This window comes from Noviherbaspirillum autotrophicum (genome assembly GCF_000818395.1).
Taxonomy (GTDB): domain Bacteria; phylum Pseudomonadota; class Gammaproteobacteria; order Burkholderiales; family Burkholderiaceae_D; genus Noviherbaspirillum; species Noviherbaspirillum autotrophicum.
Window position 1 is genome coordinate 143,302 of sequence record NZ_JWJG01000028.1, and the last position, 13,617, is coordinate 156,918.

The following is a 13,617-nucleotide window of genomic DNA, read 5'->3' on the forward strand; positions in this document are numbered from 1 at the left end:
ATTACTGGATCTTCGCTTTCTTGCGCAGGTCTTCCTGGAAGGCCTGCAGTTTCTTCTGCTGCAGCGACTCTGCGATCTGCGGCTTGACTTCTTCCAGCGACGGGATTTGCGCCTGACGCACGTCTTCCAGCTTGATCACGTGATAGCCGTACTGCGTCTTGACCGGAGTTTCGGTGATCTGGCCTTTTTGCAGGCCGACCATGGCGTCGGAGAACGGCTTCACGAAGGATGCCGGCGATGCCCAGTCAAGGTCGCCACCGTTGGCTGCCGAACCCGGGTCCTTGGATTGCTTGGCCAGGTCTTCGAATTTTGCGCCGCCTTTCAGCTTGGCGATGATGGCCTTGGCATCTTCTTCCTTGTCGACCAGGATATGGCGCGCGTGGTATTCCTTGTCGCCGGCCTGAGCCTTGAAGCGGTCGTATTCAGCCTTGATGTCGGCATCCTTGACCGGATTCTTTTTCAGATAGTCCTGCACCAGCGCGCGGATCGCGATCGACTGGCGCGCGATTTCAACCTGATTCTTGACTTCCGGGGTATTCGAAAGGCCCAGCTTGTCCGCCTCCTGGATCAGGACCTCGCGGTTGATCAATTCTTCCTTGACCATCGCACGCAGTTGCGGCGAATCAGGCTGGCCTTGCGCCGCCAGCTGTTTGATCATTACGTCGGCGCGGGATGAGGGTACAGGCTTGCCGTTGACGACGGCGATGTTTTGCGCCATGACGGGCAGCGCGACGGCGGCGACGAGCAGCATCAACAAGCGTGCGGGTTTTACGGTCATTGTGTTATTCCTAAATACAAAATGAGTGAAAGGTAAAAAAATACGCCGTATTACGACGATAACTCAGACGGCGCAAATGCAATGATGGTAAGGGCGTGAATATCGCGGTGCATCATGTCATGCAGACAATCATACACCAGGCGATGCCTGGCAACGCGATTTAACCCCTCAAATCGGTCGGAAACCAGGTGAAGTTTATAGTGACCGGCGCCCGAGGCAGCGCCTGCATGTCCGGCATGCAAATGAGACTCGTCGATCAATTGACATTCGGTCGGTGAAAAAGTTGCGACCAGCTGGCTGCGAATGCGTTCCATGCGTTCGTTCATCTGGAATCCTTCACATACTTGGACAGGAACAGGCTTTGCCCGATGATGAATGCGAACATCAGCCCGGTGAAACCGAACAGCTTGAAGTTGACCCAGGCCGCCGTCGAGAAGTTATAGGCGACATACAGATTCACTATGCCCATGACGCCGAAAAAAGTTGCCCAGGAAAGGGAAAGACGTTGCCATATTGCGTCCGGCAGCGTGATCTGCTTTTCCATCATTAACCGGATCAGGTTTTTGCCGAACACGGCCTGGCTAATCAGAAGCGCAGCACCGAAGCACCAGTACAGCACCGTCGGTTTCCATTTGATGAAGGTCTCGTTGTGGAAATATATCGTTGCCCCGCCGAACAGGGTGATGATGGCCAGGGAAATCCAGAGCATGGCGTCGACTTTGCGCCCGCGCAGAAGCAGATAGGCGATCTGCGCCACGGTGGCGAGAATAGCGATTGCCGTGGCAAGCATGATGGGCGCTTGCGCGGGGCTGGCGATACCGCCGGAAACGAGGCCGGACAGGTATTGCTGGGCCAGCGCTTGGGCGGCGTCGGGATGGCCTTCGCCCCATTTAAACATGGAAAAGAACAGGATGACCGGGAACAGGTCGAACAAAAACTTCATGTGAATGGGATTCCTTTATTGGGGTTCGAAGCTCAGTGATGCTGAATTAATGCAGTAGCGCAGCCCGGTCGGGGGTGGTCCGTCCGGGAACACATGTCCGAGATGGGCGTCGCATACATTACATAAAATTTCGGTGCGTATCATGCCATGACTGCGGTCGATGCGCTCACGTACATTGGCGGGGTCGAGCGCCCGAAAATAGCTCGGCCAGCCGCAACCCGAGTCAAACTTGGCGTCGGACTCGAACAGCGGCGTGCCGCAGCACACGCAGGTATAAATGCCATGCTCGTGATGATCCCAGTAATGACCGGTAAAGGCACGCTCGGTTGCCGCATGGCGCGTCACTTCGTATTCGAGCGGATCGAGCTGATCGCGCCACTCGGCATCCGTTTTCACTACCTTATCTGTCATGATGAGCAACTCACTTCCAGTCCACTGGCCCAGTCCGGCGGCAACTGGGCATACCTTTCATTTTCCGGCTGCTCGTCGAACGGCCTTTCCAGCAGCCTGAGCAGCTTGTCCACTTCGGAAAAGTCCTTATTTTGCGCCTTTTCGATGGCAATTTGTGCAAGATAATTGCGCAGCACATATTTCGGATTGACGCTGTTCATTGTTTCTTGTCGTTGTGCATCGATGCTGTTTTCTTGTTTCAGGCGAGAGCGATACTGGGCTGCCCAGGCATCGAATGCTGGCCGGTCAATGAACAGGTCATGCAAAGGCTCGTCGCCTTCCGGGCGATCGACCTGCAAGCCGCCGAGGCGACGGAAAAACAGCGTGAAATCGACGTGGTTTTGCTGCATGAGGTCGAACACGGCCTCATGCAGCTTGCCGTCTTCGGGCTGCGTGGAATGCAGGCCCAGCTTTGCGTGGAGCAGTTGATCGAACTTCGCCTCGTAGGCCGGCTTGTAGATTTCCAGCGCTGCCTGCGCATCCTCGACTTCGCCAATCAGCGGAAGCAGTGCCTGCCCAAGTGCGAAACAGTTCCACTGCCCAATGCTCGGCTGCATATGATATGCGTAGCGGCCTTGCGTGTCGCTATGGTTGCAGATATGCCGGAAGTCGAAGGCTTCCATGAATCCGAACGGTCCATAGTCGATAGTCAGGCCGAGGATGGACATGTTATCGGTGTTCATGACGCCATGCATGAATCCAACGGCCTGCCACTGGGCGATCAGTTCAGCCGTGCGGCGCGTGACTTGCGTGAGCAGGGCGCGATAGGGGTTGGACTCGGCGCGCAACTCCGGATAAAAGCGATCGATTATGTAATCGGCCAACACCTTTAGTTCCACCTGGCAATCGTTGTAGAACCAGTGCTCGAACGACCCGAAACGCACGAAACTGGGCGCCATGCGGGTCGCCACCGCTGCGGTTTCCGGTGTCTCACGCATCACCAGCATGTCCGATCCGGTAACGCACAGCGCGCGCGAGGTTGGAATGCCGAGCGCAGCCATCGCTTCCGAGCATAGGAATTCGCGGATCGACGAGCGCAGAACGGCGCGCCCGTCGCCCATGCGCGAATACGGAGTCTTGCCCGAACCTTTCAGTTGCAGTTCCATGCGCCCTTGCACCGCGGGAACGTCGCCCAGCAGGATTGCGCGGCCATCGCCGAGCTGGCCCGCCCAAACGCCAAATTGATGGCCTGAATACACAGCCGCCAGCGGCTGCGATTGCGCCAGCGTACGATTGCCGGCAAACGCCTCGATGAATTGCTCGGTAGCGAATTCCCCAGGATCGAGCCCGATCAGATCCGCCGCCGCGTCGCTTGCGGCCACAAGATAGGGAGCCGGCAGTTGCGTCGGCAGCAGCCGGGTATGGAACGCCGGCAGAAGGCTGCCGAATGAATTCTCCAGCGGCAGGGTAGCGAGGCGGTGGCGGGCGATGCCGACATCGGGTGCATTCATGGCGAATCCTTGTCGTCGCGTGTGTCGTGCGACATCGAAGGTGCAGCTTTGCGCTGCACCGTGGTGCGCTCCGGATAGGCGATGCGGCCGAGCGACTGTGGCTGCCTGATCGAGACGCGGCCATATTTGGTCTTGACCAATCCGTTTTGTTCCCACTGGCGCAGCAGCTTGGCGATACTTTGACGCGACTTTCCGAGCAAATGTCCGAGTTCTTCCTGCGTCAGCGGCACTTCGCGCCCGCGCGCAAGCGTTGCCACATTCATGGCGGAAGGGGCGATATGCGCAAGCTCGAGCATGCGCCGCGCCAGCCGCTGAGGCAATGGCGCCGTCGCCGCCTCCTCTACCAGATCGAACGTGGTGCGTAGCCGCAGGCACAGCATCTTGGCAAAGCATTCATAGATCGCGGGATGGCGCGCCAGCAAGCGCTGGAAATCCGTCTTCGCGTGAAACAGCAGCACGGTGGGCCCGGAGGCGTGCCCGTCATGCGAACGCGGCAGGCCGTCGAACAGAGAGATTTCCCCGAAACAGCTGGGCGCATCCAGTACGGCGATCGTGGTCGCGTGGCCGTCGGCGGTGGTACGCGTGAAGCGGACTGCGCCGCGCGCGATCGTGTAAAAGCCGTCCGCCTCGGCGCCGCGAGCATGCAGCAGAGTGCCGTCTTCGACCGCGCGCAGCGAAGCGCACGCAGCCGCGTCTTCGACTACCTGGTCGGGATAGCCTTCCAGCCACGACTGCTTCAGCAGCGCGACTTTGTCGATGTCATCGATTATTCGGTTCGGCATGGCGATTGTAAAAGAGTTGACAGTATTGTGCGGTGCGGTGTGCCGATACTGACAAATCCTGTACCCATAGGTCAGGCAAACTTGATCTGAAATAAATCTCAGGATCCATGTATTCTGACAGAGAAGAGGAGACCCCATATGAATGCACCGGAAAAGCTGTCGATCCCATCCATGAAAGAGCGTGTATCGGCCGAGGAATGGCAGGCGCGCGTCGACCTCGCGGCGTGTTACCGCCTGGTGGCGGATTTTGGCTGGAGCGATCTGGTTTTCACCCACGTCACCGCCCGCGTGCCGGGTACTGAAAACCAGTTCCTCATTAATCCCTACGGCATGATGTTTGACGAGATTACGGCGTCGTCGTTGGTGAAGATCGACTTGGAGGGGAACAAGATCGAAGAATCGCCGTTTCCGATCAATCCCGCCGGTTTTACGATCCACTCCGCTATCCATGCAGTGCGGCATGACGCGCAATGCGTCCTGCATGTGCATAGTATCAATGGCGTCGCGGTGTCGGTGCAACAGGAGGGCGTGCTGCCGCTTTCCCAGCAATCGATCTTCGTGCTGTCGAGCCTTGCCTACCATGACTACGAAGGCGTGGCATTGAACGCGGATGAAAAGCCGCGCCTGGTGGCCGATCTCGGGGACAAAACTTATTTGATGCTTCGCAACCACGGCTTATTAACATTAGGAAAAACAGTTGCCGATGCGTTCCTTAACATGTATATCTTCGAATCGGCATGCATGATTCAGATCCGCGCGCAGTCCGGCGGTGGCGAGCTGGTCCGGATTCCCGAAACGATCATCCGCGGCGCGCAGCAGCAGGCAAAGAGCGTGACGAAGGCGCAGGGAGGCATGCTGGCCTGGCCGGGACTGCTGCGCCGTCTCGACCGGATCGATTCCTCCTATCGCACTTGAGACAAGGAGAAAATATGGAGACAAGCATCAAGGCGCAGGCCACGTTCCGCGACATGCAGGACAGCACGCAGGAGGACTGGAAGATTATCGCCGACGAATTCAAGCCGTATGCGGCTGCCTTGCCCGACCGCGTGCTGGATCACCTGCGGCTGCTGGAGGGGGACTGCGGGGGCTTTCCGGTGGACCGGCTGACGCATAGCCTGCAAACCGCGACGCGGGCCTGGCGCGACGGACGCGACGAAGAATACGTGGTGTGCGCACTGCTGCACGATATAGGCGACACGCTGGGCAGCTACAACCATCCCGATATCGCTGCCGCCATCCTGAAGCCTTTCGTCAGCCCGGAAAACATGGCCATGGTGGAAAAGCACGGCATTTTCCAGGGCTACTACTTCTTTCATCATCTCGGCATGGACCGCAATCTGCGGGACCAGTTCGCCGGGCAGGCGCTTTATGACGCGACCGCCGAGTTCTGCGAAAAATATGATGCGCCGGCCTTCGATCCTGCCTATGACACACTCCCGCTGTCATTCTTCGAGCCGATGCTGCGCCGCGTAATGGCTCGCCCGAAGAACACGATTTACAAAGCTGTATCCTAGAGAAATGTCAAAAAGAAGATATTTGTGCGGCGCGCAATCGAAAAACGTTGACGTTTTTAGTACGGTCGTTCAAAAATCATGACATGAATTAGTGGAAATATTCTAAACTTCAAAAAAGACAATTCGGAGACACAATGGCGCAATACGCGAAGAGCCCCTTGATGGGCCAGATGATGAGCCAGCCCTTGCTCATTTCGGGCCTGATCCAGCACGCGGACCGCTATTTCGGCGACAGTGAGATTGTTTCGCGCCGCGTCGAGGGCGATATTCACCGCTATACCTATCGCGACTGCCACATGCGGGCGCGACGCATGGCCAACGCGCTCGGCAAGATGGGCGTGAAGATGGGCGATCGCGTCGCGACGCTGGCATGGAACGGTTATCGCCACCTGGAGCTGTATTACGCGATTTCCGGCTCGGGCGCTGTCATGCATACGATTAATCCGCGTCTGCACCCGGAACAGATTGCCTATATCGCCAACCATGCCGAAGACCAGTACCTGTTCTTCGACATGACCTTTCTGCCGCTAGTCGAAGCGTTCGCCGCGCATTGCACCACCGTCAAGGGCTTCGTGATGATGTGCGACCGCGATCGCATGCCGCCGCAGAGCAAGGTGCCGAACCTGATGTGCTACGAGGATCTGATCGCGGAAAACTCGGACAAGTACGACTGGCCCGTGTTCGACGAAAACTCCGCTTCCAGCCTGTGCTACACGTCCGGCACGACAGGCAATCCGAAGGGCGCGCTGTACTCGCACCGCTCGACCGTGCTGCATTCCTTTGCCTCGGTCATGCCTGATGCGCTCAACGTGTCGGCGCAAGACGTGGTGCTACCGGTGGTACCGATGTTCCATGTGAATGCGTGGGGGCTGCCGTACTCGGTGCCGATGGTTGGCGCCAAGATGGTTTTCCCAGGACCCGCACTGGACGGTAAATCGATTTACGAATTATTCGAGCAAGAGAAAGTGACGTTTTCTGCCGGCGTGCCGACCGTATGGCTTGGGTTGTTGACCTATGTCGGGCAGAACAATCTGAAGTTTTCGACCTTTCGTCGTACCGTGATCGGTGGCTCCGCCTGTCCACCGGCGATGATGAAAACGTTCCGCCATCAATACGGCGTCGACGTGGTGCATGCCTGGGGCATGACGGAAATGTCTCCGCTCGGTACGGCAGGCACGCTGCAAAGCAAGCACGCCGATCTGCCGGAAGAGCAGAAGCAGGCGATCCTGGAAAAACAGGGGCACGCCATTTACGGAGTCGACATGAAGATTGTGGACGATTCCGGCAAGGAGCTGCCGTGGGACGGCAAGACCTATGGCAATCTGCTGGTCAAGGGGCCATGGGTCATTGAACGCTATTTCAAGGGCGAGGGTGGCAATGTGCTGCAGGACGGATGGTTCCCGACCGGTGACGTTGCGACCATCAGCCCCGACGGCTACATGCAGATCACCGACCGCAGCAAGGATGTGATCAAGTCCGGCGGCGAGTGGATCGGCACCATCGATCTCGAGAATATCGCGGCCGGACATCCGGCGGTGCAGCAGGCCGCTTGTATTGGCGTGTTCCACCCGAAGTGGGACGAGCGGCCGCTGCTGGTGATCGTGAAGAAGCCGGACGCTGAAGTCAGCAAGGAAGAGCTGATTAAATTTTTTGACGGGAAAATCGCCAAGTGGTGGACGCCAGACGATGTCGTGTTCGTCGATGCGCTGCCGATTGGCGCAACTGGGAAAGTCTTGAAAAACAGGATACGCGAGCAGTTCAAGGAGTACAAACTGCCGACGGCCTGACAGGATTGAATAATAGAAGAAGCCGAAAAGCCGAAGTTCCAACAACACACCCTGAGATAAGGAAGAGACAAATGATGAAAAAGATCCGCCCCCTCCTGCTGACGCTTTCGATTGCAGCAGCCTTTTCAGCACCGGCTGCGCAAGCAGAGCATGTCAAGATCGCAATGATCGATACGCTGTCGGGTGCGTTCGCACCGATCGGGCAGAACCAGTTGCACAGCTTCCAGATGTTCACCGAAATGGCGAACCAGCAGAAATGGGCCGGTGCCGGCAATACACTCGAAGTGGTCGGATTCGACGGCAAGGGCAGCCCTCAGGAGTCGCTTAACCAGCTCAAGACGGTGATCGACCAGGGCTATCGCTACATCGCTCAGGGCAACGGTTCCGGCGTCGCGCTAGCCTTGATCGATGCGGTCAACAAGCACAACGAGCGCAATCCGGGCAAGGAAATCGTGTTCTTGAACTACTCGGCGATCGACCCGGATCTTACCAACAGCAAGTGCAGCTTCTGGCACTTCCGCTTCGACGCCAATTCCGACATGAAGATGGAGGCGCTGACCTCGTACATGGCGAAGGACCAGAGCATCAAGAAGGTCTATATCATCGGCCAGAACTATGCCCACGGCCACCAGGTGACGCGTGCGGCAAAGGAGTACATCAAGCGCAAGCGCCCGGACGTCCAGATCGTCGGCGACGACCTGCATCCGATCGCGACCGTGAAGGACTTCTCTCCGTATATCGCGAAGATCAAGGCGTCCGGCGCCGATACCGTCATCACAGGTAACTGGGGCGCCGACCTCGCATTGCTGGTCAAGGCGGCAAAAGACGCCGGCCTGACCGCCAAGTTCTACACCTACTACGGTGGCACCTCCGGCGTGCCGACCGCGATGGGCGGTTCGACGGCGGGTCAGGTCAAGCAAGTCGCCTACTGGACGCCGAATAATGAAACCTTCTCCGGCAAGGAGATCGTCGATGCGTTCAAGAAAAAGTACAACGACGACTTTTACGTGGCCGATACCTATACTGTGGTGCAGATGCTGTCCAAGGCCATCAAGGATTCCAATTCGACGAATCCGGTCAAGGTCGCGTTCGCGCTGGAGGGCATGAAGGTCAAGGCGATCAATGGCGAAGTCGAGATGCGCGCCACTGACCACCAGTTGCAGCAGCCACTTTACATTTCGACCTGGACCAAGGTCGACGGCAAGAAGATCAAGTACGACCAGGAAAACACCGGCTACGGCTGGAGCAACGATCAGAAGATCGAGCCATACGTCGCTACGCAGCCGACTTCGTGCCAGATGAAACGGCCGTCTCGTTCGTAATATCGGCAATGCGGCATGAACCGTTCGCGGTTCATGCCGTAATTGCGCGTTCAATCTAAACACCGCCAGTCGTTCCGAGCATGGGCGAGGAAAGCAAAAATGACATGAAAAATACCGGCTGATTCAACGTGTATTCGTTGCTTTACATCAAGTAAAACCATGGATATGCTGTGTGTACACAATACCTATAAGGAAGAGACAAATGACCACACAAAGCAAAGCCTTATTTCTCGCGCTGCCCATCACTTCCGCCTTTGCTGCTCCTGCCACGGTAGCCGCAGATGCCGTGAAAATGCCATTCGTTGATCCATTTTCAGGACCGCGCACGCCGGTGAAGCGGGGCATCCTGACAAGCTGACCGTACATCGCTGATATCGCCGACGCCCAACTAGGGTGAAGGTCAACGGTAAGGCCTTTAGGTATGACCAGGGGAACACAGATTTCATCTGGAAAACCGATCAGAAGCTAATCTATGTCGCAATGCATCCAACGTCATGCCAGATGAAGCGCCCGTCGTCGAACTAACAGGTTATATCCCTTGCAGCGTGCGGGCGTCGCGAGACTGCACGCTGCTTTTTTGCTCCCAGAAAATAGTACGGTCGTACACGAATTTTACTTAGAGGTGTCGTGTGGAATTCACATTAATTACCCTGCTGAACGGTCTGAGCTACGGGCTGTTGCTGTTCATGCTGTCGTCGGGCCTGACGTTGATCTTCAGCATGATGGGCGTGCTCAATTTTGCCCATGCCAGCTTTTACATGCTGGGCGCCTACTTCGCCTATACCATCAGCACCAAGCTCGGCTTCTGGCCGGCGCTGTTCATCGCGCCGCTGGCCGTCGGCGCCATCGGCGCCGTGGTCGAGCGCTACGGCCTGCGCTCGGTGCACAAGTACGGCCATATCCCGGAACTGCTGTTCACCTTCGGCCTGTCGTATGTCGTGGTCGAGCTGGTGCAGCTGGTGTGGGGCAAGGCGGCCGTGCCGTACCCGATTCCCGCCGAGCTGGACGGCCCGCTGTTCACGCTGTTTTCCACCACCTTCCCGATCTACCGCGGCTTCATGATGTTGATCGCGCTGCTCATGCTGCTGTCGATCTACCTGGTGCTGACCAAGACCCGCATCGGCCTGGTGATCCAGGCGGCCTTGACGCACCCCGATATGGTCGAGGCGCTCGGGCACAACGTGCCGCGCGTGTTCATGCTGGTGTTCGGCAGCGGCTGCGCGCTGGCCGGCCTGGCCGGCGTCATCGGCGGCAATGCGTTCGTCACCGAGCCGGGCATGGCGGCCACCGTCGGCAGCATCATCTTCGTGGTGGTGGTGGTCGGCGGCATGGGCTCGCTGGTGGGCGCCTTGCTGGCCTCGCTGCTGATCGGCGTGCTGCAGACGTTCGCCGTCGCGCTCGACTACTCGTTCCTGAATCTGTTTTCGACGATGGGCATGGCGCTGGGCGCCGAGACGTTCGGCTATCCGGTATTGAAGCTCACCATTTCGCAGGTGGCGCCGATCATGCCGTATTTGCTGCTGGTGCTGATTCTGATCTTCAGGCCGCGCGGCCTGATGGGAACGCGGGAGGGTTGAGATGAGTGCCGTAACGATGAGCCATACCATGAAATACAAACCGATGAATCTCGCCCGCTGGCTGCTGTGGACCAGCTTCGCACTGATCCTGATCGTCGCTCCGCTGGTCTTCGACAAGGGCGCATCGCTGTCGGTACTGTCCACCATGGGCACCGTGATGATCTTTGGCTTGTCCTACAACATGCTGCTGGGGCAGGGCGGCATGCTGTCGTTCGGCCATGCGGTGTACTCCGGGCTGGGCGCGTTCTTCGCCATCCATGCGATGAACCTGGCCGCGGCCGGCACCATCTGGATGCCGGTCACCCTGGTGCCGCTGGTGGGCGGGCTGGCCGGCATGTTCTTCGGCGCCCTGTTCGGCTATGTGACGACCAAGAAGTCGGGCACCACGTTTGCAATGATTACGCTGGGCATCGTTGAACTGGTGTTCGCCTGCTCGCTGATGTTCCCGGAATTCTTCGGCGGCGAGGGCGGCATCACGACCAACCGCGTCTATGGCGAACCGTTCCTGGGCATCACCTTCGGGCCGCAGATCCAGGTGTATTACCTGATCGCGTTCTGGCTGTTCATCGCCACCATCGGCATGTATGCCTTCACGCAGACGCCGCTGGGGCGCATCATCAATGCCGTGCGCGACAACCCGGAACGGGTCGAGTTCATCGGCTACGACACGCAGTGGGCGCGCTACCTGACGCTGATTCTGGCAGGCTTCTTCGCCGGCATTTCCGGCGGCCTGTCGGCCATCAACTTTGAAATCGTCACCGCCGAGAATGTCAGTGCCATGCGCTCCGGCGCAATCCTGCTGTTTACCTTCATCGGCGGTGTCGGCTTCTTCTTCGGCCCGATGATCGGCGCCATCATCGGCGTGTTCCTGACCGTGCTGCTGTCGGACTTCACCAAGGCGTGGCAGCTGTATCTGGGCGTGTTCTTCATCGTCATCGTGATGTATGCGCCGGGCGGCGTGGCCAGCATCCTCATGATGAACCTGCGGCTGGTGAAGTTCGGCAAATTCAAACCCGTTGCCCCGCGCCTTCTGGCCGTGTGCGCCACGGCGGCCGTGGCCTTGCTGGGCGTGGCGGTCGCCATCGAGATGCTGTACCACCTGACGCTGGATTCGGCGAACGGCACCGAAATGAAGCTGTTCGGCTTCCTGGCCGATACCGCCCAGCCGGGCCCCTGGCTGATCGCCGCTATCCTGTTCGCCCTCGGCGCCGCCGGCTTCTGGCTGGCCAGGAAAGGCTTCATTCAAGCCTGGGGCCAGGCCAATAGCGACATTGAAGAACTGATCCGGAGACAAGCATGAGCGCCTGGTCCCTCGAACTCAAGGAAGTCCGCAAGAGCTTCGGCAAATCCGAAATCATCCGCGGCGCCAGCCTGCAAGTCGCCAAAGGCGAGCGCGTGGCCATCATCGGCCCCAACGGAGCCGGCAAATCGACCCTGTTCAACCTGATTTCCGGGCGTTTCCCGGTCACCTCGGGCGACATCCTGTTGAACGGCAACAGCATCATCGACAAGCGGCCGTTCGAAATCAATCGCGCCGGCCTGTCGCGCAGCTTCCAGATCACCAACATCTTCCACCGCCTGTCGGTGTACGAGAACCTGCGCTGCGCAGTGCTGTGGTCGCTCGGCTACAAGTACTCGTTCTGGCATCGCCTGAATGGCTTGAAGGATGCGCACGAGCGCGCCGAGCAGGTGCTGGAGCAGATTGGCCTGAAGCGCCGGCGCGACACGCTGGCCGGCTTGCTGACGTACGCGGAGCAGCGCGCGCTGGAGATCGGCATCACGATCGCCGGCGGCGCCGAAGTGATCCTGCTGGACGAACCGACGGCCGGCATGAGCCGCTCGGAGTCGGATGCGGCGGTCGAGCTGATTCGCAAGGTGACGGTCGGCAAGAGCCTGCTGATGGTGGAACACGACATGAGCGTGGTGTTCGGCCTGGCCGACAAGATTGCGGTGGTGGTGTACGGGGAAGTGATCGCGTGCGATACGCCGGTCAATATCCGCGCCAATGCCAAGGTGCAGGAAGCATATCTGGGTGGACACGCAGCGGAGGCGGCATGACGATGGCACTACTGGAAATTAGAGATCTGCACGCATATTACGGCAAGAGCCATGTGCTGCACGGCGTGGACATGCACGTGCAGGAAGGCGAAATCGTCAGCCTGTTGGGACGCAACGGCGTGGGGCGGTCGACCACGGTGAAGTCGACGATGGGGCAAGTCGCCGTGACTGGTTCGATCCGTTTCAAGGGCGAGGAGATCACCGGCCTGAAGGCGTTCGAAATCGCGCACAAGGGACTCGGCTATGTGCCGGAAAACCGCGACATCTTCCCGACGCTCACCGTCGAGCAGAATCTGCTGCTGGGCGAAAAGAAAGGGAAAAAGTCGCGCTGGAGCATCGACGACATGTACCAGATGTTCCCGCGCCTCAAGGAGCGCCAGCACACGCCGGCGGGCGTCCTGTCGGGCGGCGAACAGCAGATGCTGACCTTGTGCCGCACGCTGATGGGCGACCCGGACCTGATCATGATCGACGAGCCGACCGAGGGGCTGGCGCCGAAGATCGTCGAGCTGGTGGGCGAATACCTGAAGGAACTGAAGAACCGCGGGATATCGGTGCTGCTGGTGGAGCAGAAGCTCGACATTGCGATGAAGATCTCGCAGCGGGTGTATGTGATGGGGCACGGCTCGATCGTGTTCGAGGGCACGCCCGACGACCTGCGTGCCAACGCCGCCATCCGCAAGGAGTGGCTGGAAGTCTGAGGCGGCTGGTGGACGCGTCGATCATGCCAATCCAAAGGACTGGAAACACGGTGTGGGCGCAGAGATAAGCTCTGGCAAATCAAGGTGATTCGGCGCGGCAAATGGCGCGCCGAATTTTTTCGCCAAAAAATAATACGATCGTTCTATTTTGCGGTATAGTTAAGCACGACAGATTCGAAGCTCCCGGCTAAATGCCGATGGCAAGGCGGCAGCGACGCTTCAAGAGGTATTTCGCCGGGCGCTTCATAAGCGGT

The 13,617-nt window shown here is 58.6% G+C and carries 15 protein-coding genes; 9 read left to right on the forward strand and 6 right to left on the reverse strand.

Annotation, left to right across the window (positions count from 1 at the left end; all coding sequences use genetic code 11):
- Position 1 precedes the first annotated feature (1 nt).
- Genes TSA66_RS01970 through TSA66_RS01995 form a run of 6 tightly spaced genes read right to left on the reverse strand, consistent with a single transcriptional unit; the run spans position 2 to position 4,404 of the window.
- Positions 2-778 (reverse strand): peptidylprolyl isomerase, encoded by a 777-nt coding sequence (locus tag TSA66_RS01970; RefSeq protein ID WP_040038793.1) that lies wholly within the window; start codon positions 776-778, stop codon positions 2-4.
- Positions 779-828: 50 nt separating this feature from the next.
- Positions 829-1,104, reverse strand: coding sequence for a BolA family protein (locus TSA66_RS01975; RefSeq protein WP_040038794.1), 276 nt, complete (start codon positions 1,102-1,104; stop codon positions 829-831).
- Complete coding sequence (locus TSA66_RS01980) at positions 1,101-1,721, reverse strand: septation protein A (RefSeq protein WP_040038795.1); 621 nt, start codon at positions 1,719-1,721, stop codon at positions 1,101-1,103. Before TSA66_RS01980 ends, TSA66_RS01975 begins: the two co-directional genes overlap by 4 nt.
- A 15-nt stretch (positions 1,722-1,736) precedes the next feature.
- Positions 1,737-2,132 (reverse strand): peptide-methionine (R)-S-oxide reductase MsrB, encoded by a 396-nt coding sequence (gene msrB / locus TSA66_RS01985; protein WP_040038796.1) that lies wholly within the window; start codon positions 2,130-2,132, stop codon positions 1,737-1,739.
- The gene (locus tag TSA66_RS01990; protein WP_040038797.1) at positions 2,129-3,622 is read right to left on the reverse strand and encodes a protein adenylyltransferase SelO; all 1,494 of its coding nucleotides are present in this window, start codon (positions 3,620-3,622) and stop codon (positions 2,129-2,131) included. Before TSA66_RS01990 ends, msrB begins: the two co-directional genes overlap by 4 nt.
- Positions 3,619-4,404, reverse strand: a complete 786-nt coding sequence (locus TSA66_RS01995) for a Crp/Fnr family transcriptional regulator (RefSeq protein ID WP_040038798.1) — start codon at positions 4,402-4,404, stop codon at positions 3,619-3,621. Before TSA66_RS01995 ends, TSA66_RS01990 begins: the two co-directional genes overlap by 4 nt.
- A 138-nt stretch (positions 4,405-4,542) precedes the next feature.
- Here TSA66_RS01995 and TSA66_RS02000 point away from each other — a divergent pair, with 138 nt between their 5' ends.
- The 9 genes from TSA66_RS02000 (at position 4,543) to TSA66_RS02035 (ending at position 13,363) form a co-directional block, all read left to right on the forward strand.
- On the forward strand, positions 4,543-5,319 hold the full coding sequence (locus TSA66_RS02000) for a class II aldolase/adducin family protein (protein WP_040038799.1): 777 nt from the start codon (positions 4,543-4,545) through the stop codon (positions 5,317-5,319).
- Positions 5,320-5,333: 14 nt separating this feature from the next.
- Positions 5,334-5,918 carry an HD domain-containing protein gene (locus TSA66_RS02005; RefSeq protein WP_198358678.1) on the forward strand — a complete coding sequence of 195 codons (585 nt, stop codon included), beginning with the start codon at positions 5,334-5,336 and terminating at the stop codon, positions 5,916-5,918.
- 134 nt (positions 5,919-6,052) lie between these two features.
- Positions 6,053-7,705 (forward strand): 3-(methylthio)propionyl-CoA ligase, encoded by a 1,653-nt coding sequence (locus TSA66_RS02010; protein WP_040038800.1) that lies wholly within the window; start codon positions 6,053-6,055, stop codon positions 7,703-7,705.
- Between the two features lie 74 nt (positions 7,706-7,779).
- The gene (locus TSA66_RS02015) at positions 7,780-9,027 is read left to right on the forward strand and encodes a branched-chain amino acid ABC transporter substrate-binding protein (RefSeq protein WP_040042065.1); all 1,248 of its coding nucleotides are present in this window, start codon (positions 7,780-7,782) and stop codon (positions 9,025-9,027) included.
- A 202-nt stretch (positions 9,028-9,229) separates the two neighbouring features.
- On the forward strand, positions 9,230-9,385 hold the full coding sequence (locus TSA66_RS26705; RefSeq protein WP_157691565.1) for a hypothetical protein: 156 nt from the start codon (positions 9,230-9,232) through the stop codon (positions 9,383-9,385).
- 271 nt (positions 9,386-9,656) lie between these two features.
- A complete protein-coding gene (locus tag TSA66_RS02020; RefSeq protein ID WP_040038801.1) occupies positions 9,657-10,604 on the forward strand; it encodes a branched-chain amino acid ABC transporter permease in 948 nt (315 codons plus the stop codon).
- A 28-nt stretch (positions 10,605-10,632) separates the two neighbouring features.
- On the forward strand, positions 10,633-11,904 hold the full coding sequence (locus tag TSA66_RS02025; RefSeq protein WP_232429372.1) for a branched-chain amino acid ABC transporter permease: 1,272 nt from the start codon (positions 10,633-10,635) through the stop codon (positions 11,902-11,904).
- Positions 11,901-12,662, forward strand: coding sequence for an ABC transporter ATP-binding protein (locus TSA66_RS02030; RefSeq protein ID WP_040038670.1), 762 nt, complete (start codon positions 11,901-11,903; stop codon positions 12,660-12,662). Before TSA66_RS02025 ends, TSA66_RS02030 begins: the two co-directional genes overlap by 4 nt.
- Complete coding sequence (locus TSA66_RS02035) at positions 12,659-13,363, forward strand: ABC transporter ATP-binding protein (protein WP_408639466.1); 705 nt, start codon at positions 12,659-12,661, stop codon at positions 13,361-13,363. Before TSA66_RS02030 ends, TSA66_RS02035 begins: the two co-directional genes overlap by 4 nt.
- The last annotated feature ends 254 nt before the right edge of the window (positions 13,364-13,617 follow it).